We start from the raw sequence: 25,199 nt of genomic DNA, 5'->3' as shown, positions 1-25,199 counted from the left end.
AATGTCTTTGACACGCCGTCAGTTCTCCGCCGCGGCCGCCGTTGCCGCGGCGGTCGCTCATTCGCCCAGCGATCTCCTGGCGCAACAGACGGGCGGCGGTGAGCCGTCGCCCGGAGCCGCAAACGGGTCGCCTCACGACATGTCGTCCATGCCCGCCCATTGGATGGGCTCGGAGCAGATCGCCTTCCTGATCTATCCGCAATTCACGGCGCTCGACATGGTCGGTCCGCATCACATGCTGACGAGCCTGATGGGCGCGAAGGTGCATCTCGTCGCCAAGACGCGCGATCCGGTGCAATGCGACACCGGTCTTTCCGTGATGCCTTCCATGACCTTCGACGAATGTCCGAGCGACCTCGACATCATCTGCGTGCCGGGTGGTTCCAGCGGTACGCTCGCGGCGATGGCGGACGAGGCGACGATGCTCTTCCTGAAGGACCGCGGCAGCCGGGCGAAGTACGTCACGTCGGTCTGCACCGGTTCGCTGCTCCTCGGGGCGGCCGGGCTGCTCGCCGGATACAGGGCGACGTCGCACTGGGCAACCAGGGGAATTCTGCCGATCTTCGGCGCCAGCCTCGCGGGCGAAAGGGTCGTGGTCGACCGCAACAGGATCACGGGTGGGGGCGTGACGGCGGGGATCGATTTCGGACTGACCCTCGTTGGACATCTGCGGGACCGGGAGTATGCGGAGGGCGTCCAGCTCATGGCGGAGTACGATCCCAAACCGCCCTACGCGGCAGGCACGCCCGAAAGCGCCCCTGCAGAAGTCAGGGCGATGATCGAAGGCATGTTCACCGATTTCGTCGCTGAAGCCGAGAAGGCGGGCCGTACTGCCTTCGCCAGGTTCGGGAGGCTGTGATGACGCAGGCACTTGTCGGCCAAGCAGCTTGAGCTGCAACAGACAAGCCGGCTAAAGTACAGCATGACCGCAATGCTGCCGTTTTCCCGTTTGCGCTCGATCGCGCTGACGGCAGCGTTGTTCGCGATCACGCTCGCCGTCTTCCAGCCTCTCTCCCACGCGGTCATGCTGCGCATGGGCGGCCTCGAGGCCGCCACCGCGCTTTGGGGAGCCCTGTGTCAGCCCAATGGCGACACGGGCGAGGGCGAGTCGCAGGGGCCGGCGAACGCCAAGGTCCACGATTGCTGCTTCGGCCTCGCGCACGCACCGGCGCAGGCGCTGCCATCGGGGGCCTCGATCGAGATCGAGGTCGCCGAAGCGGCGCCGCGCGTCCACACGGCGCATCATCATCCGTCGACCGGCGCCATCCGCGATGGGCCCAACCAACCCCGAGCTCCTCCGCTTCCGAACGACTGACCTCCCGTCTCGCAACGTGCATGCCCTCGGCATGTGCGCTGCTTCGCGTCAGCCATTCAAGGAAGCTTCATGTCTTCGACTCTCAGGGCGACCGTCGTCGCCTCCATAGGGCTCGCCTTCGTGCCCTCGATCCTTCGCGCCGAAGAACTGGCACAGAGCCAGGCGCCCAGCATGCCGCCCATTACCGTCACCGCGCCCACCGCGTCGCTCACCGTGCCATCTGTCAAACAGGCCGAGGAGCAGATCAACAAGACGCCCGGCGGCGTCGAAGTCGTGCCGGCGACGCGCTATCTCGACGGTCGCGCCACCACCATGAAGGACATGCTCGACTACACGCCGGGCGTCTGGGTGCAGAGCAAGTATGGCCAGGAGGATTCCAAGCTCGTCATCCGCGGGTCCGGCCTGTCGCGCAACTTCCACCTGCGCGGCGTCCGCCTCCTGCAGGACGGGACGCCGATCAACCAGGCCGATGGCAGCGGCGATTTCCATGAGATCGACCCGCTCGCCCAGCAGTATATCGAGGTCTACAAGGGCGCCAATGCGCTGCGCTACGGCGCGGCGACGTTGGGCGGTGCGATCAACTTCGTTTCACCCACCGGGCGCAGCAATCCCGGATTCGCCGCGCGCGTCTACGGCGGCAGCTACCAGACCTTCGGACAGCAGGCCGCGGCCGGCTTCAACGAGGGACCGTGGGACGCCTGGCTGTCCTTCACCAACCTGAGCGGCAACGGCTTTCGCCAGCACACCAACCAGAGCCTTCAGAGGGTGAACGGCAATGTCGGCGCGCAGATCGGCTCGAACGCGGAAACGCGCTTCTTCCTGTCGGGCAACCAGGTCCGCAACCAGATTCCCGGCTCGCTGACCCAGCAGCAATATCTGACCGATCCGCAGCAGGGACCGCTCGCCAACGTGCTGCAGAACACCCGGCGCGACGTCGATTCGTTCCGCTTCGCCAACACCACCGTCATCGACATTGGCGAGGACGCGCTCACCCTGCAGGGCTTCGTGAAGTCCAAGTACCTGTTCCATCCGCTCACCTTCGCGGTCGTGGACAACAACCTCCTCGATTGGGGGCTGACAGGGCAATACAAGGGCAGCCGCTCCGTGGCGGGGCATCGCAACGACTTCGTCCTCGGCATCAATTACTTCGCCGGGACCAACCGCAACAAGCAGTTCGCCAACAGCTTCGGAGTGCCCGGTGCGTTGACCAACGACAACACCGAGAACTCGACCAGCATCGAGGTCTACGGCGAGAACTGGTTCTACGTGACCCCCGAAGTCTCGGTCGTCACCGGCCTGCAGCTCAACTGGCAGACCCGCGTGCTGATCGACAACTACCTGGCAAACGGCAACGACTCGGGATCGGCGGCCTATTTCGAAGTGAACCCGAAGATCGGCGCGCTCTGGGAGCCGCGTCCGGGCCTCCAGTTCTTTGCCAACGTCTCGCGGGCCTCGGAGCCGCCGGCGTGGGCCGAGCTGAACCCGAGCGTCGCGCCCGGTTTCGCACCGCTGGCGCCGCAGACCTCGTGGACCGCGGAAATCGGCACGCGCGGCACGATTGGCGGCCAGTTAGGCTGGGATCTTTCGATCTATCGGTCGTGGGTCAAGAACGAGCTGCAGCTCCTCGTGGTGCCGGGCTTCGGCGGTTCGGCCATCGCCATCAACATCCCGAACGCGATCCATCAGGGCATCGAACTCGGACTGAACGGCACGGCCTGGCAGGGCGAGAAGGGCGACCGCCTGACCGCCCGCATGGCACTGACCGTCGGCGACTACCGCTTCGACAACAACCCGACCTACGGCAACAACCAGCTGCCGGGGGCGCCGCCCTATTACATCCGGGCGGAGGCGCGCTACGCCACGCCGGGCGGGTTCTATATCGGCCCGAATGTCGAATGGGTGCCGCAGGGTTACTACGTCGACAACGTCAACAATCCCGCCTTCATGACGTCGCCCTATGCGCTGCTCGGCGTCAAGGCCGGATACACGGGCTTCAAGGGGCTCGAATTCTTCGTCGATGCCCGCAACCTCACGAACCAGATGTACGTGTCGAATGTCGGTGTGACCAACACCGCCAACGCGGCGAGCCAGCTCTACAATCCGGGCGAGGGCGCGACGATCTACGCCGGAATCCAGGCGCGATTCTGAAGCGGGAACCGACCTGAACGAAGACCTCGACACGGATCTTCATGTGGCGGCGGGAGAGCGGTCTGCCGCGGCCTCGTGCAGAAATTCATCCATGGGAGAAATCAGATGATTGGACGTCGAATTGCGATTTGTGCACTGCTGGTGCTGCCCTTGGCAGCTCCTGCATCGGCTCAGGACTACACGCTGGGTTCGCTGGAGATCGCGACGCCCTGGACCCGCGCCACCGCTCCCACCGCCAAGAGCGGCGGCGGCTTCGTGACGATCACCAACAAGGGCACGACGGCCGACCGCCTCATGGCCGCCCGCAGCCCGGCATCGCTCAAGGTCGAGATCCACGAAATGAAGATGGACGGCCAGGTCATGCGGATGCGCGAACTCGCGAACGGTCTCGAGATTCCGCCGGGGGCGACGGTGACGCTGAAGCCCGGCGGTTTCCACATCATGTTCATGGACCTGAAGGCTCCGCTTGCGAAGGACGCCAAGGTTCCCGTGACGCTCGTCTTCGAGAAGGCGGGAAGCATCGACGTGGACTTCAAGGTCGAGGCCATGGGTGCCGCCGGCACCGGACACCAGATGCGATAGGTGTCCGTCGTGCGGCTCGACCCTTCAGCGCCACCCGGCGCCCTCGCAGAACCGCTGTCGACGGCGGCGCGGCGGGGGATTCTCGCGCTGGTGATCTTCTTCCATGTGGGAGGAGGCTGGGCGCTGACGCAGGTCGAGCCGGTGAAGCTGGTGGTGGGCGACATCGCGCCGATGGAGGTGCGGATGGTGCCGGCCGAGGAGCCGGGTCAGCCGGAGATCGAGGAGTCCGAGCCGCCACCACCGGTCGAGCTGAAGCCGCCGCCGCCGGAGCTGGCGACCATCGTCGAGCCGCCGCCGCCCGACCTGCCGCCGCCGGAGTTCCCGCTGGCCAAGGTCGAGCTGCCGCCGCCGGACGAGCCGCCGCCGCCCGAGTTCAAACCGCCGGAGAAGGTCGAGCCCAAGCCCAAGCCGCCCGAGCCGAAGCCTGTGCAGCGCAAGCCGCAGCCGGCGCGTCCGGCGGCTCCGGTCGAGGCCGGCCCGCAGCAGGCTGCGCCCGCGGCGCCGGCCGGCCCGCGCACGGTGCAGGCCGCGCAGCTCGGCTGGCTGGTGCAGCCCAATCCGGCCTATCCGGCGCGCGCGCGGCGGGCGGGCGAGCAGGGCACGGCGACGATCCGCGTGCTGGTCGACGTGACCGGCCGGCCGGCCCAGGTCTCGCTGATGTCCTCCTCGGGCCATGCCGATCTCGACCAGGCGGCGCTGAGCGCCGTCCGCGCGGCGCAGTTCCGACCCTATGTGGAAGGCGGCCTGGCGCAGGCGGTCTGGGTCCACGTCCCGATCAAATTCGTGTTGCAGTAGGAGAGTATCGCATGGGCGACACATCGGCCCTGGGCTTCGGCCATTTCATCGCGCAGGCGGACATCGTCGCGAAGATCCTGCTGGGCGTACTGGCGGTGATGTCGGCGATCTCCTGGTACCTGATCATCTACAAGGGGATCGGGCAGGTCATCCGCCAGGGGCGCAGCCGACGGTTCCTGAACTTCTTCTGGAGCGCCACCTCGCTCGAGCAGGTGCAGAACGAACTCAGCGTCCACGGCGTGCGCGAGCCGTTCGGCCATCTCACGGCGCATTCGCTGCACGCCCAGGCCCATCACGCGAAGTTCGGCGCGGCCAAGCTCGAGGAGGCGGGCAGCGAGACCGAGTTCCTGACGCGCACCATCAAGAAGGTGCTCGACGAAGAGACGACCTCGCTGGAGAACGGGCTCACCATGCTGGCGACGATCGGCGCCACGGCGCCGTTCGTGGGCCTGTTCGGCACGGTGTGGGGCGTCTATCACGCGCTGGTGGCGATCGGCATGTCGGGCTCGGGCATGCTCGACAAGGTGGCGGGCCCGGTGGGCGAGGCGCTGATCATGACCGGCATCGGCCTCGCGGTCGCCCTGCCGGCGGTCATGGGCTACAACTGGCTGACCCGCTCCAACCGCGTGCTGACGGCCAAGCTCGACGCCTTCGCCTTCGAGCTGCTGACCTTCCTGTCGATGGGCCGTGCGCTGCAGGCCGGCCGCAAGCCGGGCAGCGTTCCGCTCGCGGCCGTGACCTGAGGGAGACGGGCAATGGCATTCGGAAGCTTCGAACGCAAGACCTCGTCCCAGCCGATGGCCGAGATCAACATGGTGCCGCTGATCGACGTGGTGCTGGTGCTGCTGGTGATCTTCATCGTGACGGCGCCGCTGCTCACCAACGTGGTGAAGCTCGACCTGCCCAAGGCGACGGCCAACGCCGACCTGCAGAAGCCCGAGAAGATCGAGTTCGCGATCGACGCGCAGGGCTCGCTGTTCTGGGGCGGCGAGCGGGTGACGCGCGAGGAAGCGATGGAGAAGTTCGTCGAGGCCGGCCGCAAGCGGCCGCAGCCCGAAGTCTATCTCCGCGCCGACGCCACCGTGCCATACCGCTACGTCTCCGAGACCCTGGCCGACGCTTCCAAGGGCGGCCTCTCCAAGATCGCTTTCGTCAGCGAACCGGCGCGCTGAGCCCGGCCGTCACATCTCCTATTCCCGTGTGAGGAACCATGTCCGACTATGTTGCGGGTCCAGCGAAGCACGTCGCTTCTGCCGGTGCATCGGGGGAGCAGCCCGCCGGCCGCCTGTACGCACGGCTCTGGCGCTGGCACCTGCTGGCGGCGCTCCTCGTGATCCCGTTCGTGCTCTGGCAGAGCACGACGGGCACGATCTATCTCTGGGCCGAATGGTGGATGGACCAGGCCCATCCCGAACTGCGTTTCGTCCAGCCGGGCGCGACGCCCGTGCCGCCCAGCGTCCAGCTCGCCGCGGCGCTCGAGGCGGCGCCCAAGGAATTCGCCGCCAAGGTGAGCGGCGGGCACAGCCATGGCGGCGGCGGTGCCGCTCATGACCACGGCGCGATGACGGAGCGGGGCGGGCCGCCGGTGCAGGAGATCATCCTGTCCGACGATCCGCGCCGCAGCACCCAGGTCATGATGCTGAACGAGAACGGCCTGCCGTATCCGATCTTCGTCGACCCCTATAGCGGGCGGGTGCTGGGCTCGTTGACGGGAAGCCAGTGGCTGCCGGGCCTGACCAAGGCCCTGCACGGAGGCTGGCCGCTGGGCAAGCCGGGGAGCTGGCTGCTCGAACTGGCGGATGGCTGGGCGATCTTCATGATCCTCTCGGGCCTTTATCTCTGGTGGCCGCGACAACGCGGCTTCCTCGCCGCCCTGCGACCGCGCTTCGACCGGGGCGCTCGCATGGCGGTGCGCGACCTGCACGCCATCGTCGCCGTCCTCTTCTCCGCGGTGTTCCTTTTCTTCCTGATCAGCGCCCTGCCTTGGACAGCTTTCTGGGGCGGCGAGGTCCTGTCGCGGGTGCAGACGGCGCTCAATCAGAAGGGCACCGCCGGCTTCTCGCCGGGCGGCGCCTCGGCGCGACAGATGGAGGCGGCACAGAAGCCGATCGACGATCTCGTCGCCGAGGCACGGGCCCGCGGCATCAGCCAGGCGCTCAGCGTGCGACTGGCGCCGTGGCCGGGCGCGCCACTCTACATTAGCAATCGCAACGGTCCGCCGTCCGCCGACCGCGTGATCCTCGGAAACCCGAAGACGGGCGAGGTGACCCGCGATGCGCTGCGCGCCGACCAGCCGGTGATCCCGCGGATGGTGGGCTTCGGCATCCATGTCCACCAGGGTGACTTTGGCCTGTGGAATCTCTGGATGAACACGGCCTTCGCCCTGTCGCTCGTCTGGCTCACCGTTTCCGGAATCGCCTCGTGGTGGATGCGCCGGCCGCGGGGCAGCCTGGGCGTTCCGCGCAAGGTCGCGCTGCGGTGGCCGCGGGGGCTGGTCGCCACCGCGGCGGCGATGTGCCTCCTGCTGCCGATCTTCGGCGCTTCGGTCCTGCTGCTGCTCGGGCTCGAACGTCTGTTGGTGCATCGTGGGAAGCCTGCCTGATATCATGACCTCCGGCGCGACAGGTCGCGAAGCGGAGGTTTGTGAGATGCAGCGGGTCACCCTGTCGGTCGACGACGATCTCCTGGCGACGCTCGATCGCCATATGAAGAAGCACCGCTATGCCAGCCGCTCAGAGGCCTTGCGCGACATCCTGCGCGACGCGGCGGCGCGCGAGGCACTCGATGCCGGTCCTGCCGGCAAGGAGGAGGGCTTCTGCATCGCCACGCTCGCCTATGTCTACGATCACGAGACGCGCGATCTCGGACGGCGGCTCACCCAGGCCCAGCACAAGCATCACGATCTGCAGGTGGCCACCCTGCATGTCCATCTCGACCACGATTCGTGCCTGGAAGTGTCGGTGCTCCGGGGACCGGTCAAGGCGGTGCGCGCGATGGCCGACGAGACGGTGAGCCAGCGTGGCGTGCGCCACGGCCAGCTCCATCTCGTCCCGGCTGAACTCGACAGCAAGCGCCATAGTCACGGCGGCCGGGGCGGCGGCGGCCACGACCACATTCACGCGTAAGTGCGAAACCCCTTCACCCAGCCTCTCCTCCTGACGGGGGAGAGGAGACCGATCAGGCCGCTTCCTTCCACGCCTTGTCGACCACGGCCACCACGTCGCGCATGATCTGCGTGAGGTCGAAGTCCTTGGGCGTGTAGACACGGGACACGCCGGCGGCGATCAGGGCTTCGGCGTCGGCGGGCGGGATGATGCCGCCGACCACGACCGGCACGTCGCCGATGCCGGCTTCGCGCATTCCCTTCAGCACGTCGCCGACCAGCGAGACGTGGCCGCCCGACAGGATCGACAGACCCACGACGTGCACGCTCTCCTCGAGTGCGGCGTTGACGATGCGCTCGGGTGTGAGGCGGATGCCCTCGTAGACGACTTCCATGCCGCAGTCGCGGGCGCGCACGGCGATCTGCTCGGCGCCGTTGGAATGGCCGTCGAGGCCGGGCTTGCCGACCAGCATCTTGATGCGGCGGCCGAGGCGGCGCGAGACCGCATCGACCTCGCGGCGCGTCGCTTCGAGGCGGCCGTCGGTGACGCCCGCAGCACGTGCCACGCCGGTGGGGGCGCGATACTCGCCGAACACGCCGCGCAGCGCCTCGGTCCATTCGCCGGTGGTGACGCCGGCCTTGGCGCAGTCGATCGACGCCGGCATGACGTTGCGGTCTTCCTTGGTCGCGGCGACCAGCTCGGCGAGGGCGGCCTTCACCGCCGCACCGTCACGCGTCGCCCGCCAGGCGTTCAGCCGCTCGATCTGGCCGCGCTCGACCGAATCGTCGACCGTCATGATCGATTCCTGCCCGCCACCGAGCGGCGAGGGCGCCCCCTCGGTGTAGGCGTTGACGCCGACCACGGTCTGCTCGCCCGATTCGATGGCGGCGAGGCGCTTCAGGTTGGATTCGACCAGGCGCTGCTTCATGTAGGCGGCCTCGATGGCCGCCACGGCGCCGCCCATGTCGGCGATGCGGCCCATCTCGGCCAGCGCCTCCTGCTTCAGCGCCTCGACCCGGGCCGCGATCTCCTTGCTGCCGTCGAAGATGTCGCCGTATTCGAGCAGGTCGGTCTCGAAGGCCACGATCTGCTGCAGGCGCAGCGACCATTGCTGGTCCCACGGGCGGGGCAGGCCGAGCGCCTCGTTCCACGCCGGCAACTGCACCGAGCGGGCGCGGGCGTTCTTGCTCATCACCACGGCCAGCATCTCGAGCAGGATGCGATAGACGTTGTTCTCGGGCTGCTGCTCGGTGAGGCCGAGCGAGTTCACCTGCACGCCGTAACGGAACAGGCGCTGCTTGGGATCGGCGATGCCATAGCGGTTGAGTGTGATGTCTTCCCACATCTCGGCGAACGCCCGCATCTTGCACATCTCGGTGATGAAGCGGATGCCGGCATTCACGAAGAAGGAGATCCGGCCCACCACCTTGGGAAAGTCGGCGTCCGGCACCTGGCCGCGCGCCTTCACCGCGTCGAGCACGGCGATGGCGTTGACCAGCGCGAAGGCCAGCTCCTGCACCGGCGTCGCGCCGGCCTCCTGGAGGTGATAGCTGCAGACGTTCATCGGGTTCCACTTGGGAACCTCGCGATAGGTGAAGCCGATCGTGTCGGCCGTCAGTCTCAGCGACGGTTCGGGCGGGAAGATGTAGGTCCCGCGCGAGAGGTATTCCTTGATGATGTCGTTCTGGGTCGTGCCCTGCAGCTTCGACCGGTCGACGCCCTGCGCCTCGGCGGTCGCGATGTACAGCGAGAGCAGCCAGGCGGCCGGCGCGTTGATCGTCATCGACGTGTTCATCCGGTCGAGCGGGATGCCGTCGAACAGGGTGCGCATGTCGCCGAGATGCGAAATCGGCACGCCCACCTTACCGACCTCGCCCTTGGCCAGCACATGGTCGCTGTCGTAGCCGGTCTGCGTCGGCAGATCGAAGGCGACGCTGAGGCCGGTCTGGCCGCGCGCGAGGTTGGTGCGGTAGAGCTCGTTCGACTTCTCGGCCGTGGAGTGGCCGGCATAAGTGCGAATGAGCCAGGGCTTGTCGCGGTTCGGGATTGTCATGTGTGGCGATTCGCAGTGCTGTTGACGTAGACTTGGGTACACCAGATCATGCTGCGTCGCAGCATCGAAGATTTTGCAACGCGGCGGAAGGGAAAAGAGGGGATTTGAGCGACGCTTCTTCCCCCTGGGGTCAGACGGCCGGCCAGACGCCGCCGGGACCCTCGAGCCCCACAGCCGCCCCCGGAACGCCCTGGAGTCCCGACCTGACCCCCAGCCGGCCGGTCTATGACGGGAAGCTGGGCGAGCTCTACGCCATCTACCTGCGTCATCTCGCGATGATGCTGGTGACGTTGGGCTGGTCCCGCTTCTGGGGCCGCACCCGCATCCGCCGCTATGTCTGGAACCATCTCTCGGTGCTGGGCGACCGGTTCGAGTATCGCGGCCGCGGCCGCGAGCTGATGATCGGTTTCCTGCTGGCGCTGTTGCTGGTCGCGGCCTGGTCCGGCCTCATGTACCTGGTGTGGCTGTACGTCTTCCACCAGAAGCCGTTCGCCACCTTCGGCCTGTTCGACCTGTTCTCGCTGTCGGTCGTGCTGATCGGCTTTCCGCTGGCCTATGTCGGCCACTATGCCGGCCTGCGCTACAAACTCTCGCGCACGCGCTGGCGCGGCATCCGTTGCGGCATGGCGGGCTCGGCCTGGGCCTACGGTGCCACCGCGACCTTCCTGCAATTCGCCAATGCCATGACCGGCTACCTGCTGACACCGGTCATGTCGGTGAACCTGGCGCGCCCGCGCATCGTCAACACGCGGGTCGGCACCCAGGGATTTACCTTCGCCGGACGGGCGGGCGACATCTATGGCCGCTATCTCGGCTACTATTTCCTGAACATCGCGGCCTGGGTCGCCGCGGCCGTCGTCACCTTCATGGCGGTCGGCGGCACACTCAAGAGTCTCGGTTTTTCCTCCGACGACTTCCTGAAGCTGTTCGCCCATCCAAACCTGCGCACCGTGGCCGTGGTGCTGCTCATTGCCTTCGGCGCCTATATCCTGTTCGGCCTGCTCATCCTGCCGCTGCGCTGCTGGTGGCAGGCCTATCTGATGCGCTACCTCGTGACCCATTCCCGCGCCGGCAACGTGCTGTTCGCCACGGCCATCTCGACCTGGCAGATGTGGGGGTTTCTGGTCCTGAACTACCTGATCGTGCTGCTGACCCTGGGCCTCGGCTGGCCGTGGGTGATGCACCGCACGATGAAGCTGATCGCCGGCCAGCTCTGGATCTATGGCGCACCCCAGGGCGGTGAAATCCGGCAGCCGGCCGACCTCGGCCCGACCTATGGCGAGGGCCTGCTCGACATGTTCGACGTGAGCGGGGTCTGACGATGGCCGCCCGCTACTATGACGGCGTCACGGCGGACGTTCAGGAAGTGACCTTGAAGGTCACCAGCCATGAGCTGCTCATCTCCCGTTCGGAAGACTCCAGCCTCCTGGCGCGCTGGCCGGTCGCCGACATGTTCGTGCTGGGCGATTCGCACCATGAGGCCGTGCCGCCGCTGGCGCTGCGCGGCAGCGAGGCGCGGCTGGTCGTCGAGGATCCGGCCTGGCGGGCGCAGCTGGTGTCGCTGGTGCCGGCGCTGAAGCCGCTGGCGCTCGAACCGGTGAAGGTCGCGCCACGCCTCGGCGCCTATTCGCTGGCGATCGTCGCGCTGGTCGGCCTGTTCTGGAGCGTGGTCGAGTATGGCACCGGCTATGCCGCGCCGCTGCTGCCTTACTCGTGGCAGGTGAAGCTGGGCGAGACCGTGCTCGACGAGATCACGGCCGATGAGGAGGTCTGCACCGGCACCGCGGGCCTCGCCGCGATCAACCGCCTGGCCAACGATCTGGCCAAGGAAGCGGGCTACCCGCACGAGGTCACGGTGCACGTGGTGAAGGGCAAGCTCGTCAACGCCTTCACGCTGCCGGGCGGGATCCTCGTTTTCTATTCGGCGCTGATCGACGACGCGAGCAGCACGCAGGTCGCCGGCGTGCTGGCGCACGAAATCGGCCATGTCGTGCATTTTCATCCGACCAAGGGCGTGGTGCGCGCTTTCGGCATCGACATGCTGATCAAGCTGCTGACCGGCGGTTACTCCGATGTCCTGACCACGGTCGGCAGCGGCGGTACCACATTGCTGGCCATGCGCAACGGCCGCGCCTTCGAGCGGGAGGCGGACGAGACCGGCGTGCACCTGCTCGAGCAACGTGGCCTGCGGGCCGACGGCGTTTCGACGTTCTTCGAGAAGATGATGAAGGAGAAGCCCGACGATGCCGCCAGCGCCGCCGGCATCTGGTCGAGCCATCCGCCCACGCAGGAGCGCATCACCGCGACCAAGCGCCCGCCCAACGGCAAGCTGCCCTTCACGACGGCCGAATGGCAGGCGCTCCGGAACGTCTGCAAATAACCGATCGTCCGCGCTCAGCCCGTTCGCGTCAGCCTGATTTCCACCTCGCGCTCCACGTACTTCCATTCCTCGCTCGCGCGCAGCTCGGCCAGGAGGGCGTCGAACGCCGCCTCGTGCTCGGGCGCGAACTCGAACCAGGTGAGGAAGTCGAAGGGTTCGCCGAGGTCGCGGGCATGGTGGAGGCGGCGCGCCACCGCCGGCAGGTATTTCATCGACAGGGCGATGTGACGTGACCTGTCCTCGAAGATCGTCCGGCGCTCGTCCTGGGCCATCGACCACCAGGCTTCGGACTTGCGGATCGGGATCAGCGCCGCGCACGTGGCTTCGCTGCGGCCGAGCCCGGCCTGCACGCCGGCCAGTTCCTTCAGTTCGGCCGCCGTCGAATAGCGCGGATGGCTGACGACGCCGCGCAGCCGCCACGCGGCGCCGGGGAGGTCCGTCGGGGCGAGATGCGTCGCGGCGGCAAGGCCGGGACCGCAAATGGCGGACAGACGCTCGATGCGCCAGGGGCCGGCGTCGCCGGCGGAGAAGGTGACGGTGAAGGGCGGCGGCATGAGTGCATCCTAGCAAGACGCGCGCCGGCTCCTTGGCTATGAAGCGGCATGGGCCCGCACATCGTTCTCGCCACCGCCGCCGACGACCCCGCCATCACACCATCGGACCGGCTGTATGCCGACGCGCTGGAGCGGCGCGGGTGCCGCGTGACGGGCGCGCCGTGGGACGGGCCGCGCGAGGCGTTCGCCGGCGCCGATGCCGTCGTCCTGCGTTCGACCTGGGGCTATTACCGCGCGCTCGAAGATTTCAAGGCATGGACCGAGTCGATGGCCGCCTCGACGCGGCTGTTCAACTCCATCGATCTGGTGCGCTGGAACCTGCGCAAGGACTACGTGGATAAGCTCGCGGCAGCGGGCGTGCGCGTGCCGCGAAGCTTCGTCGTGCCCTGCGAGGTGTCGGCAATCGGCCGGGTCTTCGAGGAGACCGGCTGGGCCCAGGCCGTCGTGAAGCCCGCCAGCGGCGCGTCGGGCCATTCGGTCGAACTGTTGCAGCGCGCGACCCTGGCTGGGCAGATCGCGGGTCTTGCCGACGAGGCGCGGCAGGCGGGCGTCGTGGTGCAGGAGTTCCTGCCGGAGATCGCCGAGGGCGAGCTGTCGCTGGTCTATTTCGACGGCGTCTTCAGCCACGCCATCCGCAAGCGGCCGCCGCCCGGCGAGTTCCGCTCCAACTCTCGCTACAAGCCGACGCGCACCGCCGAAGCGCCGTCGCCCGCTGTATCGCACCAGGGCGCTGCCTGCCTCGCGACCCTGCCCGAGATGCCTCTGTACGCCCGCGTCGACGGTATCGTGCGCGACGGTACGCTGATCGTGATCGAGGTCGAAGTGCTGGAGCCGGCACTGGCCATGGATTTCGACCCGCCCTCGGCCGATCGCTTCGCCGAGGCGACACTCAAGCGTCTCGCCTAGCTGTCCCTGAACAGCGACGTGACCTCGGCCGGATCGGGCGCGACCTTCCAGCGGGCGCCGGCGGCTTCCACGAGCTGCCGCCATCCGTCCAGCCGGCGGGCGTAGCGCGCGGGATCGCGATTGTCTTCGGCCAGGCGGATCACGTTGGTCGCGATCACCTCCATGCCGCGGAGTGTGGCGGGCAGTGCCGGATCGCGGCGACAGGTGTGCGGCAGGTCCTCTTCGAGGTCGGAGAACAACACGATGGTGCGCGTGGCCGCCTGTCGGGCCGCCAGATGCTGCGCGGCCTGGAGCAAAGCGCCGCGTATGTCGGTATAACCCGCCGGCTTCGCGCGGCTGCCATAGTCGGCGAGCTTCTGCCCATAGGCGGCAACGAGGCGCTGGCGTTCGGTCGGCCGGTCGGGCGCGGTGAAGCTCAACAGGACCGCCTCGTCGGTGAAGCTGCAGGCCCCGATCTCGGCCACCGCGAAACTGTCGTGCGCCCGCATGAAGCCCATCGTGATCCGCAGCGTGCGCAGCGCCTTGTCGACTTCGCGGAAGTAGCTCTTGGACACGTCGAGCAGGCCATAGACGGCGGAGGCAGTGGCGCTGCGCTCCTCGCACGCGCCGAGCGCGAGGGCAGACCCGGCCGTCACCGTGGCCAGGAGACCGGTATTGAAGAAACGGCGGCCGATGTCGATCATGAGGAACGCACCGCGCGGGTCGCGAAGAGGGTTCGCACAAGCCGCTCGACGACCAGCGGCAGGAAGATCGCGAGATCGTAGGCGGCAAGCGCCACCGCGAGCAGCCCTTCGACGAGAAAGCGCAGCAGGCGCACCGCGAAGGACAGGGACTCGAGGATGAAGCCCAGAAGAAGCTGGAGGACGACGCGACCGTTGCGGATCAGCGCTTCGATGGCGAATCCCAGGAAGGCCAGGGCGAAGGGTATGATCAGGCCGAACGCCGCCTGCGCGTAGCGCGCCATGGCGCCGGCGGCCTCGCCGGCTTCGGAGGGCGCCGTGCCGGCCAGGGTCCCCAGCAGTTCGCGTTCGAGCCGCGAGATCTCGTCGCGGGTGAGGGCGAGCGCCGCCTCGATGAGCGCCAGCACCACCAGGGCCGTCGTCATGACGACGATGATGGCGAGCCGCTGACCCTTCATCTGTTCCAGCCGTTCGAACTGCGGGAACATCGTCGTGACGCCCAGCGCCTCCAGCAGAACGATGCCGACGGCCACCTCGAGCACGATGATGGCGAGGGCGGCCAGTCGGTAGATCGGCACGCCCATGATGCGATAGGAATCGCCCACCACCTCGGCCATCGGCCGTTCGAGCAGCGCGAAGTTGAGCCAGCCCGCGATTCCCACGGCCAGGATCAGCACGATCGCGAAGACGAAGCCGATGCCGGTCGAATGGCCGAGTTTCACGTCACGTGCCGGCGCCGCCGAAGCCTGGATGGCGTGAAGCTGGAGTCCATAGGACTGGATCACTTGCCGATGTTCGGCGACATTCGCCTCGAGGCGCTCGAGCGCGGCCTGCCTCCTGGGATCGTCCGGGCTTTGACGATCGACAAGGCGATGGACGTCGCGCATTTCCGCCGGCAGTCGCGGCTGCAGTTCCGCTTCCTTCATGCCCGCGGTCAGTCTTTCGTATCGCGCATTGGCCGAGGAGGCACCGAAGCCGATCCATCGTTCGATGAGACGAAGCGTGTGCGAGGCCAGCAGGAAGGCTGCGCGCAGCAGGCGGTGCGCCGCGTCGCGCGCCAGATAGAGCAGGACGATGCCGCCGGCCAGAAAGGCGAGATGCGTCCCGTCGGAAAGCCACGCCTGCAACGCTTCCACCATGCGCGACAGATGGTGTGGGATATCGCCAAAACAAAGGCGCTCGGCTGCGCTGGTAAGCGTCGCTGTGTCAGGTATCGCACGAGACCGCGTCGCGACGACGCGGAACCACATTGCTGCCAACATTCCGACCAATTCTCCGCCCGCGCCGACGCAGGCTGAGCGTCCTGCTACTCCCCCAACCCTGTCCCCAGAGGACCTCCCAGGAATGCCCCATCCGCAGGCTTTCATGGCACAGCGACCTATTGAAGTGATTCGTCCCGCAGCCGCAACCGGCCGTCCCTGGAAGATCGTCGGAACGTGTTTCGGCAGTCTGGTCGTCCTGGCGATGGTCAGCCTGCTGGCGCTGCCCGCGAAGAAGATATCGCAACGCGTTGCCGGCGAACTCGACCTCTATCCCGAATCGGGAACGCCGGTGGCGCTGATGGCGGCCCCGGAAGCGCCGGTGACCGACATCGCGACCGTCCTTCCCGATCCCGACGTGGCGGATCCCACGCCACCGGATTTCGCGCCACCGCACGTCGAAGCGGCGATCGAATTGCAGAAGGGCGATACGGTCGCCCGTGTTCTCGGCCGGCTCGGCATCGAGGCCGCCGACGTTGCCGAGATCGTCGCTGTCCTCGCCGCTCGCGTGCGTCTGGATCGGCTGCCGATCGGTCAGGCCCTGATCGTGAAGCTTCGGCAGCTGCATGAAGAGAAGCCGACTGTCCTGGTCGGGCTGTCGATCCGCCCCGAACCGCAACGCGCGTTCAACGTCGAGCGCGACGATGACGGCAGCTACAGTCTGGAGGAGGAGGTCTTCGAGGTCGCGCCCAGGCTGATGCGCGCCTCGGGCGAAGTCGACGGGTCGGTGATTGGCAGTGCCGAGGCGGCCGGCGTGCCGCATGGACCACTGGCGGAAATGCTGCGCGCCTTCTCCTGGGATGTGAACTTCCAGCACGACATCAAGCCCGGCGACCGGTTCGACGTGCTGGTCGAGCGTTCATGGACCAGCGATGGCAGGCCGGCGGATGACGGACGCGTGCTGTGGGCCGAGATCACCACGGGCGGCGGTGCCGAGACCTACAGCATCTACCGTTTCGATCCGCAGGACGGTGAAGAGTTCTTCTACAATCGCGAGGGCGAAAGCGTGGTCAAGGCGCTGCTGCGCACGCCGCTGAACATGAGCCGCATTTCCTCCCGCTTCGGCCTGCGCCAGCATCCGGTCCTGCGGTTCACGCGGCTGCATGCAGGCATCGATTTCGCCGCGCCGCCGGGCACACCGATCCTCGCCGCCGGTTCGGGCCATGTGATCGAGGCCGGGCGGTTCGGCGGCTATGGCAACTGGGTCAAGATCGGCCACGACGGCGGCCTCGCCACCGGCTACGCGCACATGTCTCGCATCGCCGCCGGGGTGAAGCGCAGCGCGCGCGTGCGCCAGGGCCAGGTGATCGGCTATGTCGGCAGCACCGGCCTCTCGACCGGCCCGCACCTGCACTTCGAATTGCATCGCGGGGGCACTCCCATCGATCCGCTCACCATGGCCCGTACCGCGCAGCGCACGCGCCTCGCCGGCAAGGATCTCGAACGCTTCAAGGCGCAGGTCGCCGAAACCGATCGTGTCCGCGACACGGCGCCGACTCCCGGCGGCGAAGAGAGCAATTGACGGGAGCGAATGGCCAGGATCAACGCCCTCTGCATTGTCCTGCTCGCCGCCTCGGCGGTGCTGCAGGGCGGCGGAGCGGCGTTCGCGGCAGATTGCGAGAGCGGAGTCCTCGACGGCGGCGAAGGCGGCATGAACGTGCTGGTCTACCAGCTCTGCGCCGATCGGCTGACAGTGGGATTTCGCGACAGCGAGGTGATCGAGGAGATCACCTGTGGACCGGCCGGCAGCGTCCATCTCTGGATGTCGACCGATCACGAGCTCTGCGGCTCGCCGCCAGCTCCCGACACGCCAAGGGTCTACGATCTGCTGGAGCCGCTGCGCGGCATCGGCGGCACAGCGTCGGCGCCGGTCGCCAAGCGCCTGACCTGCGGTGGCCCGTCTGGCCGCGCGACCATCGTCGTATCCGACGCCCGGGCCGCGCTGCTGGCGACGCGAACCGGCGACACGATCTATGAGCAGGTGAGCCGGCGTTTCGTCCGGCAGTGCGTTTCTCCAGGTGTCTAACGAGGGCGAGGTTCCGGCGAAGGGGAAAGCTCCAGCCGGCGCGTAATGCCGATCGCCTCGAGGAACGGTTCGTCATGGCTCACCACCAGCAGCGCACCGTCATAGGCACGCAGGCCGGCCTCGATCGCTTCGATCGACTCGATGTCGAGATGGTTGGTCGGCTCGTCGAGGATCAGCAGCGGGGGCGGGCTGTTGCCGCCCAATACGCAGGCGAGGCCGGCGCGCAGCATCTGGCCGCCGCTCAGCGTCGACACGATCTGCAACGCCGCGTCGGCACGGAACATGAAGCGGGCGAGGACTGAGCGGCAGGCATTCTCGTCGGCACCTGGATTGAGGTCGAGGAAATTGTCGCGGATCGACCGCGACGGATCGAGCAGGCTCACCTGCTGGTCGAGCATTGCGAAGTCCGTATGCCGTCGCACGCTGCCAGACGAAGGCTCCAGTTTGCCGGAGATGAGCGCGAGCAGCGTCGTCTTGCCCGATCCGTTCGGTCCGGTGATCGCCACGCGCTCCGGGCCGGTGACGGCGAACGTCAGGCCGTCGATGACCGGGCGCGCCGTACCGTAGCCGGCGCTCACCGCGTCGAGGCGCAGCACCAGCTTGCCAGCCGGCAGCCCGGTGGAGGGCAAGGCCACCCACAAAGGCTGCAGGACCTCGATGCGTTGGCGCGCCACGGCAGCATCCTCGAGCGCCTGCGTCCGTCGCCGCTCGGCGACGCGGGCATTGTCGCCCGAGGTGCTCTCGGCGCGGTTCTGGCGCGCACCGGCCAGGATGCGTGGCATGTCGCCCTTCGCCCGCTTGCGCTGCCCGGCGCCGTCCCTGCGCGCCTTGCGCTCGGCCGTCGACTGCGCGGCGCGGGCCACCTCTTCGACCCGGCGTTCGGCATCGTCGAGGTCGCGCCGCGCGGCAGCGAGCTCGAGTGCCTTGCGCTCGCGATAGTGACTCCAGTTGCCGCCATAGCGGGTGACGCCCAGCGAGGTCATTTCGACGATGGCGTCCATCGTCTCCAGCAGCTCGCGGTCATGGCTGACGACGATCGCGCTCGCCCGCCACGTCGACAGCAGCTCGATCACGGACGCGCGCCCCTCGCGATCGAGATTGTTGGTGGGCTCGTCCAGCAGGATGAAGTCCGGTTCGGCCAGGACCAGCGCGCACAGGGCGGCGCGCGTGCGTTGCCCGCCGGAAAGCGCCGACAGCACCGTCGACGGCCCGGCGTCGAGCCCGACGCGACGCAGTGCCGAGGCGATGCGCGCTTCGAGGGTCCAGTCGGCCGAAGCCAGCTCGTCGGCGCTGGCCCGGCCTTCCTCGGCGCGGCGCAGCACGTCGAGAGCGCCCGTTACGCCGATCAGGTCGGCCAGCGTCTCGTCGGCAGCGACCTGCACCGTCTGCCGCAGGACACCGATCTTGCCGGTCGTCGATACCGTTCCCGCCTGCGGCGACAGCGTGCCGGCCATGATGCCGAGCAGCGTCGACTTGCCGACGCCGTTGCGGCCGACGAGGCCGGTGCGGCCGCCGTCGAAGCTGAGATCGAGATTGGAGAAGAGGGCGCGGCCGTCAGGCGTGGTCGCGGTGAGGCCGGAGAGCGTGATGGAAGGCATGGAAACGGAGTCCCCTGATGGCAAGGCGAGCGGGCATTGCGGTCAGGTGGAAATCCATTTCGGTGCGGTCCGTATCTGTGGGCGACGGCTGCTAGATAGGTGCGGCCGTCGCCCGAATCAAGCAAGCGCGCTGTCAACCCTTGAGACGCTGACCGCCGATGCGATGGTCCTTCAGGATCTCTGGCCGGAACGCCAGCCCGTGACCGGGCCGTTCCGGAGGCGACATGGTGCCGTCCTGGGCGGGCAGGACCGGCTCGATCCAGAGATCGTCGTTCCAGTCCATGTATTCGAGGTAGCTGGCATTGGGGATCGAGGCCAGCACATGGACCATCTGCTCGTGGAACAGGTGCGGCGCCAGGCGGATGCCGTAGGGCTCGGCCATCGACGCGATCTTGCGCAACTCCGAGTAGCCGCCGCGCATCGGGTCGGGCTGCAGGATCGGCGTGCCGGGATGCTCGAAGAACGGCCTGAGGTCGTTCCGCATGAAGTGGCTCTCGCCGCCGACCACGCGCGTCTTCAGCGCCGCGGCGATGCGGCGATAGCCTGCGAAGTCTTCCGCGACAACCGGCTCCTCGAGCCAGTAGGGATCGAACTCGTCGATCCGGTGGCCGGCCTGGATGGCGGTGTCGGCATCCCAGCCCATGTTGACGTCGATCATGATCTCGATGCCGTCGCCCATTTCCTCGCGCATCGCCCGCACGTTCGCGACGTCCTCGCGCCACGGCCGGATATGCGCCACCTGCATCTTGATGGCCGTGAGCCCCTGGGCGGTGAACTCCTTCGCGCGGCTGATCATGCCGTCACGGCCGAGCCCCCGGAAACAGCCCGACCCGTAGGCCGGGATCTTGGTGCGCGCGGCACCCCACAGGCGGAACAGCGGCAGGCTGGCGCGCTTGCCCACGATGTCCCACAGCGCCATATCGACGGCGCTCTGGGCGGCCAGGGTGACGCCCATGCGGCCGAGCCAGAAATTGTTCTTGTAGAGGGTCTGCCAGATGCCCTCGATCTCGGTGGCGTCGCGGCCGATCACATAGGGCGCGACCAGCTCCTTCATGCAGGCGTCCAGCGTGTGCAACCCGCCGTGCAGCGGCATCAGGTAACTCATGCCGATCAGCCCGCCCTGCGTCTCGATCTCCAGCACGAAAATCTCGCGCGGCCCCGGCGCCAGGATCCCGGCGGCCGGCGGCGACGACCGCCACGGCACCTGCAGGAGCGTCGTGCGCAGTTCGGTGATGGTGGTGGCGGTGGTCATGGCGTTTCTTCCCCTAATCGGTCTCTAAGGATTGTGCTCGCCATCGAATGTCCGACGAACCCGGTGCCCACGTCTACATGCTGACATGTGCCGACGGGAGCTACGACGTTGGATGGGCCCGGCTCGGTCTGGCCAGACGGATCTCGGAACACAACGGCGGAACCTACGGCGGCTATACGTCGAACCGCCGGCCGGCGACGTTGGTGCGGGCCGCCCACTTCCTGAATTTGCCGGCGCCGTTGCCGTCGAGCGCCAGATCAAGGGCTGGTCTCGGGCCAAGTAAGGAAGCTCTAATCCGGGGTAGCCCATCCTTCGAGACGGCGCTTCGCGCCTCCTCAGGATGAAGTCGTTTACTGTAGCTGCACGCCCAAAAATTACCTCACCCTGAGCGACCGTCGTGTTGGTCAAGCGTTTGCCCATTGTTTTCTGTCCCTGAGGATGGCGTTGAGGATGGTCACGAGCTTGCGCATGCAAGCGACGATGGCGACCTTTGCCGGCTTTCCTGCGGCGCGCAGGCGATGATAGGTCAGCGCCAAGGGCAGCTTGCGGCGGATGGAGACGAGGATGCTCATGTAGAGGGCAGCCCGTACGACGGGTCGTCCTCCCGCGATGGTACGGCGGCCACGCAAGGTGCCGCTGTCGCGATTGAACGGGGCGACGCCGGTCAGGGAAGCAATCTCGCGTCGGCCGAGACGGCCCAGTTCAGGCAGTTCGGCGATCAGGGTGCGGGCGATCCTGGGCCCGATGCCGGGAACGCTGATCAGAAGGTCCTCCGCTTCCCGCCAGGTCGGTGTTCCCCGGACGGCGGTGTCGATGTCGTCGTCGATCTGTTCGAGCTGGGCCTTCAAGGTGGCAAGCACGCGATCGACGCTCTTGAGGGTGCGTCGAACTGTGAGCATGCGCCGGCGATTGCTCTCGGCCCCGATCATCTCGACGAGCTGACGGCGGCGGGCCATCAGTTCGCCCAACAGTCTGGACTGCTCGTCAGCGAGCGGTCGCGCCGGTGGGTTCACCGCCTCGGCGAAGTGGGCGATGACAGCGGCATCCAGCGCATCGGTCTTGGCCAGCCGTGCGGTGGCCCGGGCGAAGTCTCGGATCTGCCGTGGATTGACGACCGCCACGGGCAGGCCCGCCGCGCCCAGGCCTGCCGCCACGATCGTCTCGAAGCCACCGGTTGCTTCGAGCACGATCAGAGCAGGTGCCATTTTACTCAGCCGCCCAATCAGGTCCTCGATGCCTTCTCCGTTGCGGGCAACGGTGAAGGCCTCGCCGGCGGGGCGCACATGAACATCCAGGCGCTCTTTCGCCACATCGATACCTACGAACATGGATCTTGGCTCCCATCCTTGCGCATGCGGGCTCGCGGTTCGGCCCAGGCGACCGTTCGGGATCACAAAATCAACGGTGGAGGCGCCGAGCTCAGGGACGGGCTTGGAGGCCCCAGGAGCCTGCGGGCTCTCCACCGAGACCGCACCTGCAACTCTACGCCGGCGCGGCCGTGTCTTGATACAAGGAGCGGCCTTAGGCAGCGTCTCGAAGGGTGGGAACCCGCACGGCGTCTGCTGCCGGGGCCGCGGAGACGACAGAATGGCGAACCCCAAAATAGGGATATGCCATCAACCCTATTTAAGGGCGCTCTTGACGCGCTCCTGCATAGGTTTATTCCCCCCGAACACTTCGACCTTATGATGCGCGTCCCAACGAGCAAGCCGACATGACCGATAACCGAGTCTATCTCTTCGATACCACCCTGCGAGACGGGGCCCAGACGCAGGGCGTCGATTTCACCGTGGCCGACAAGGCCGCGATCGCGCGCGAGCTCGACCGGTTGGGCATCGACTATATTGAAGGCGGCTGGCCGGGCGCCAATCCCACAGACGACCGGTTCTTCGCCGATCCGCCGGAGTTCCAGAACGCCAAGTTCGTGGCCTTCGGCATGACACGTCGCGCTGGCCGCAGCGCTGCCAACGATCCCGGCCTCGCCGCGATCCTGCAGACCAAGGCGCGCAACGTCTGCATGGTCGGCAAGACCTGGGACTTCCATGTCGACGTCGCCCTCGAGGTCGACCGTGGCGAATATCTCGAGATGATCTCCGACTCGCTCGCCTATGCGAAGACCCGCATGGAAGAGACGATGTTCGACGCCGAGCATTTCTTCGACGGCTACAAGGCCAATCCCGACTATGCGATGGCCTGCCTCGCCGCCGCCGAGAAGGCGGGGGCACGCTGGATGGTGCTCTGCGACACCAACGGCGGAACCCTGCCGCACGAGATCGAGCGCATCGTGGGGGAGGTGGTGAAGAAGATCCCGGGCGACCGGCTCGGCATCCACACGCACAACGACACCGAGAATGCCGTGGCCAACTCGCTGGCCGCCGTGCGCGCGGGCGTGCGCCAGGTCCAGGGCACGATCAACGGGCTGGGCGAGCGCTGCGGCAACGCCAACATGATCGCGCTGATCCCCAATCTCGTGCTGAAGATGGGCTTCGACACCGGGCTGAAGGACGGGGCGATGCAGAGGCTCACGCACCTGTCGCGCCTGCTCGACGACCGGCTGAACATGCCGACCAACCGCAGCGCGGCCTATGTCGGCACGCGCGCCTTCGCCCACAAAGGCGGGCTGCATGTATCGGCGGTCGAGAAGGATCCGAAGACCTACGAGCATGTCGATCCGGAGGTCGTCGGCAACCAGCGCATCATCGTCGTCAGCGACCAGGCCGGCCGGTCCAACATCATGGCCCGCTTCCGCCAGATCGGCCTCGACGTCGACCCCAAGCATCCCGGCGTCGCGCGCCTGCTCGAGATCGTGAAGGACCGCGAGTCCGAGGGCTATGCCTATGACGGCGCGGATGCGAGCTTCGAGCTGCTGGCGCGGCACGAATTGCATACGCTGCCGGACTATTTCGCGCTGCACAGCTTCCGCGTCCTCGTCGAGCGTCGCGTCAATGCACGCGGCCAGACCGTGGCGATGTCGGAAGCTACGGTGAAGCTCGACGTCGCCGGTCGCCGCGCGATGGAGGTGGGCGAGGGCAACGGCCCCGTGAACGCGCTCGATGCTGCGCTGCGAAAGGCGCTGGTGCCGGTCTATCCGGAGCTGGAGGACATGCGGCTGGTCGACTTCAAGGTCCGCATCCTCGATTCGGCAGGCGGCACGGCGGCGACGACGCGCGTCATGATCGAGAGTGCGGATGCGAAGGGCCGGCGCTGGAGCACGATCGGCGTCTCGCCCAACATCGTGGACGCTTCGTACAACGCGCTCTACGACGCCCTTACCTACAAGCTCTTCCGCGACGGCGCCCGCCCGGCGCAACCTGCCTAGCGGCACCTCCGGCGCAGCCGGCGTAGCAGCCATGCCGCACCTGCCGGTTGACCGCGGGTAGAGCGGGGCAGACGATATAATCGTGCGAGACGGAGAGCATCTGGACACCCAGACACCGCCCATCGCGGCGGCTGCCCTGCGCCGTCCGCGGCTGGGCGCCCGCGTGCTCGCGCGCGCCTTCATGTGGGCGCTGCCGGGGATCGTGCTCTTCGCCACGCTGTTCGTCTGGCTGTCGTCGGGCGGCAGCGTCACCACCGACAACGCCTATGTGAAGGGCGACCGCGCCCAGATCGCGACCCAGCTTTCCGGCCTCATCGTGGAGGTGCCGGTGCAGGAGAACGAGAAGGTCTCGCGCGGCCAGCTCCTGTTCCGGCTCGACGATCAGTCCTACCGTCATGCGCTGACCCGCATCGAAGCCGAGACCGAGACCGTACGCGCCGAAATCCGCGGCCTGCGCGCCCAATGGCGGACCAAGCGCGAGGAGATCAAGGCGGCGCTCAGCCAGCAGACCTTCGCCCAGGCCGAGTTCGACCGGCAGCAGGAACTCGCCGAGAAGAAGGTGGCCTCCACGGCCAAGCTCGAGGAGGCCCGGATGGGCCTCGAGATCGCGCGCCAGCGCATCTCGGCGGCCCAGGAGGATCTGCTGCGCATCGAGGCGGCGCTGGCCGGCGATCCCAAGATTCGCGCCGACGACCATCCGCGCGTGCGCCAGATGATGGCGATGCGCGAGGAGGCGCTGCTGCAGCTGCGCCGCACCACGATCGAATCGCCCATCGACGGCATCGTGAGCAAGCGTCCGGTGCCGGGGAGCTATGCCACCGCGGGCGTGCCGGTGATGGTGGTGGTGGCCGACACCGATCTGTGGATCGAGGCCAACTTCAAGGAGACCGAGCTCACGCGCGTGCGGGCAGGTCAGAAGGTGCTGATCCATGTCGACACCTATCCGGACTCCGAATGCTGGGGCACGGTGTCGAGCATCTCGCAGTCGACCGGCGCGGAGTTCGCCGTGCTGCCGCCGCAGAACGCCACCGGCAACTGGGTGAAGGTGGTCCAGCGCATTCCCGTCCGCCTCTCGGTCGCCTGCCGGGAGGGCGACCCGCCGCTTCGCGTCGGCATGAGCACGACCGTCGAGGTCGAGACGGGCCACACGCGCTCGCTCGCGAGCCTGTGGGCCGGCTGGGCCAAGTCGCTCGGCCTCTCGGGCGCGCCGGCTTCGCCGAAGCCCTGA

At 67.5% G+C, this 25,199-nt stretch carries 23 protein-coding genes; 16 read left to right on the top strand and 7 right to left on the bottom strand.

Annotated elements, in window-relative coordinates:
- The first annotated feature begins 1 nt into the window (after window position 1).
- The 9 genes from ACP15H_RS14565 (at window position 2) to nikR (ending at window position 7,965) form a co-directional block, all read left to right on the top strand.
- Entirely contained in the window at window positions 2-859 is an 858-nt protein-coding gene (locus ACP15H_RS14565; protein WP_425066896.1) for a DJ-1/PfpI family protein, read from the top strand.
- Between the two features lie 12 nt (window positions 860-871).
- Window positions 872-1,315, top strand: coding sequence for a DUF2946 family protein (locus ACP15H_RS14560; protein ID WP_425066895.1), 444 nt, complete (start codon window positions 872-874; stop codon window positions 1,313-1,315).
- Window positions 1,316-1,384: 69 nt separating this feature from the next.
- The gene (locus tag ACP15H_RS14555; protein WP_425066894.1) at window positions 1,385-3,463 is read left to right on the top strand and encodes a TonB-dependent receptor family protein; all 2,079 of its coding nucleotides are present in this window, start codon (window positions 1,385-1,387) and stop codon (window positions 3,461-3,463) included.
- A gap of 105 nt (window positions 3,464-3,568) precedes the next feature.
- On the top strand, window positions 3,569-4,045 hold the full coding sequence (locus ACP15H_RS14550; protein ID WP_425066893.1) for a copper chaperone PCu(A)C: 477 nt from the start codon (window positions 3,569-3,571) through the stop codon (window positions 4,043-4,045).
- Window positions 4,046-4,840 carry an energy transducer TonB gene (locus tag ACP15H_RS14545; RefSeq protein WP_425066892.1) on the top strand — a complete coding sequence of 265 codons (795 nt, stop codon included), beginning with the start codon at window positions 4,046-4,048 and terminating at the stop codon, window positions 4,838-4,840.
- 11 nt (window positions 4,841-4,851) lie between these two features.
- A complete protein-coding gene (locus tag ACP15H_RS14540; RefSeq protein WP_425065852.1) occupies window positions 4,852-5,583 on the top strand; it encodes a MotA/TolQ/ExbB proton channel family protein in 732 nt (243 codons plus the stop codon).
- A 12-nt stretch (window positions 5,584-5,595) separates the two neighbouring features.
- The gene (locus ACP15H_RS14535) at window positions 5,596-6,012 is read left to right on the top strand and encodes an ExbD/TolR family protein (protein ID WP_422012007.1); all 417 of its coding nucleotides are present in this window, start codon (window positions 5,596-5,598) and stop codon (window positions 6,010-6,012) included.
- 38 nt (window positions 6,013-6,050) lie between these two features.
- Complete coding sequence (locus ACP15H_RS14530) at window positions 6,051-7,442, top strand: PepSY-associated TM helix domain-containing protein (RefSeq protein WP_425066891.1); 1,392 nt, start codon at window positions 6,051-6,053, stop codon at window positions 7,440-7,442.
- Between the two features lie 46 nt (window positions 7,443-7,488).
- Window positions 7,489-7,965: a nickel-responsive transcriptional regulator NikR gene (gene nikR, locus ACP15H_RS14525; RefSeq protein ID WP_425066890.1), complete on the top strand. Its 477-nt coding sequence runs from the start codon at window positions 7,489-7,491 to the stop codon at window positions 7,963-7,965.
- 52 nt (window positions 7,966-8,017) lie between these two features.
- Here nikR and ACP15H_RS14520 read toward each other — a convergent pair whose 3' ends face one another.
- Window positions 8,018-9,997 carry a methylmalonyl-CoA mutase family protein gene (locus ACP15H_RS14520; protein WP_425066889.1) on the bottom strand — a complete coding sequence of 660 codons (1,980 nt, stop codon included), beginning with the start codon at window positions 9,995-9,997 and terminating at the stop codon, window positions 8,018-8,020.
- A 104-nt stretch (window positions 9,998-10,101) separates the two neighbouring features.
- Between ACP15H_RS14520 and ACP15H_RS14515 the strand changes: the two genes are divergently transcribed.
- Together ACP15H_RS14515 and ACP15H_RS14510 are read left to right on the top strand one after the other, a co-directional pair.
- The gene (locus ACP15H_RS14515; RefSeq protein WP_425066888.1) at window positions 10,102-11,316 is read left to right on the top strand and encodes a YjgN family protein; all 1,215 of its coding nucleotides are present in this window, start codon (window positions 10,102-10,104) and stop codon (window positions 11,314-11,316) included.
- A 2-nt stretch (window positions 11,317-11,318) separates the two neighbouring features.
- On the top strand, window positions 11,319-12,377 hold the full coding sequence (locus tag ACP15H_RS14510) for a M48 family metallopeptidase (protein WP_425066887.1): 1,059 nt from the start codon (window positions 11,319-11,321) through the stop codon (window positions 12,375-12,377).
- Between the two features lie 14 nt (window positions 12,378-12,391).
- Here the strand turns inward: ACP15H_RS14510 and ACP15H_RS14505 are convergent, their stop codons facing one another.
- Window positions 12,392-12,931: a chlorite dismutase family protein gene (locus tag ACP15H_RS14505; protein WP_425066886.1), complete on the bottom strand. Its 540-nt coding sequence runs from the start codon at window positions 12,929-12,931 to the stop codon at window positions 12,392-12,394.
- Window positions 12,932-12,979: 48 nt separating this feature from the next.
- On the opposite strand from ACP15H_RS14505, the gene ACP15H_RS14500 reads away from it, so the two are divergent.
- Window positions 12,980-13,837: an ATP-grasp domain-containing protein gene (locus ACP15H_RS14500; protein WP_425066885.1), complete on the top strand. Its 858-nt coding sequence runs from the start codon at window positions 12,980-12,982 to the stop codon at window positions 13,835-13,837.
- Here the strand turns inward: ACP15H_RS14500 and ACP15H_RS14495 are convergent.
- Together ACP15H_RS14495 and ACP15H_RS14490 are read right to left on the bottom strand one after the other, a co-directional pair.
- Entirely contained in the window at window positions 13,834-14,520 is a 687-nt protein-coding gene (locus ACP15H_RS14495; protein WP_425066884.1) for a vWA domain-containing protein, read from the bottom strand. The two genes, ACP15H_RS14500 and ACP15H_RS14495, sit on opposite strands and share 4 nt — an antisense overlap.
- Window positions 14,517-15,656 carry a hypothetical protein gene (locus ACP15H_RS14490; RefSeq protein WP_425066883.1) on the bottom strand — a complete coding sequence of 380 codons (1,140 nt, stop codon included), beginning with the start codon at window positions 15,654-15,656 and terminating at the stop codon, window positions 14,517-14,519. The genes ACP15H_RS14495 and ACP15H_RS14490 overlap by 4 nt, the downstream gene beginning before the upstream one ends.
- Before the next feature lie 247 nt (window positions 15,657-15,903).
- Between ACP15H_RS14490 and ACP15H_RS14485 the strand changes: the two genes are divergently transcribed.
- Together ACP15H_RS14485 and ACP15H_RS14480 are read left to right on the top strand one after the other, a co-directional pair.
- On the top strand, window positions 15,904-17,298 hold the full coding sequence (locus ACP15H_RS14485; RefSeq protein WP_425066882.1) for a M23 family metallopeptidase: 1,395 nt from the start codon (window positions 15,904-15,906) through the stop codon (window positions 17,296-17,298).
- A 9-nt stretch (window positions 17,299-17,307) separates the two neighbouring features.
- The gene (locus ACP15H_RS14480; RefSeq protein WP_425066881.1) at window positions 17,308-17,802 is read left to right on the top strand and encodes a hypothetical protein; all 495 of its coding nucleotides are present in this window, start codon (window positions 17,308-17,310) and stop codon (window positions 17,800-17,802) included.
- On the opposite strand, the gene ACP15H_RS14475 is transcribed toward ACP15H_RS14480, so the two are convergent.
- From ACP15H_RS14475 to ACP15H_RS14465, 3 genes are all read right to left on the bottom strand, one after another.
- Window positions 17,799-19,400, bottom strand: coding sequence for an ABC-F family ATP-binding cassette domain-containing protein (locus tag ACP15H_RS14475; RefSeq protein WP_425066880.1), 1,602 nt, complete (start codon window positions 19,398-19,400; stop codon window positions 17,799-17,801). The two genes, ACP15H_RS14480 and ACP15H_RS14475, sit on opposite strands and share 4 nt — an antisense overlap.
- 133 nt (window positions 19,401-19,533) lie before the next feature.
- A complete protein-coding gene (locus ACP15H_RS14470; protein ID WP_425066879.1) occupies window positions 19,534-20,652 on the bottom strand; it encodes a mandelate racemase/muconate lactonizing enzyme family protein in 1,119 nt (372 codons plus the stop codon).
- A gap of 404 nt (window positions 20,653-21,056) precedes the next feature.
- Window positions 21,057-21,980, bottom strand: a complete 924-nt coding sequence (locus ACP15H_RS14465) for an IS110 family transposase (RefSeq protein WP_425066878.1) — start codon at window positions 21,978-21,980, stop codon at window positions 21,057-21,059.
- Between the two features lie 386 nt (window positions 21,981-22,366).
- Between ACP15H_RS14465 and cimA the strand changes: the two genes are divergently transcribed.
- Together cimA and ACP15H_RS14455 are read left to right on the top strand one after the other, a co-directional pair.
- On the top strand, window positions 22,367-23,971 hold the full coding sequence (gene cimA, locus ACP15H_RS14460) for a citramalate synthase (RefSeq protein WP_425066877.1): 1,605 nt from the start codon (window positions 22,367-22,369) through the stop codon (window positions 23,969-23,971).
- 82 nt (window positions 23,972-24,053) lie between these two features.
- Window positions 24,054-25,199, top strand: a complete 1,146-nt coding sequence (locus tag ACP15H_RS14455; RefSeq protein ID WP_425066876.1) for an HlyD family secretion protein — start codon at window positions 24,054-24,056, stop codon at window positions 25,197-25,199.

The organism is Reyranella sp. (assembly GCF_965249915.1).
Classification (GTDB): Bacteria; Pseudomonadota; Alphaproteobacteria; order Reyranellales; family Reyranellaceae; genus Reyranella.
The sequence above is the reverse complement of the archived record's forward strand: the minus strand, read 5'-3'. Positions and strand labels throughout refer to the sequence as shown.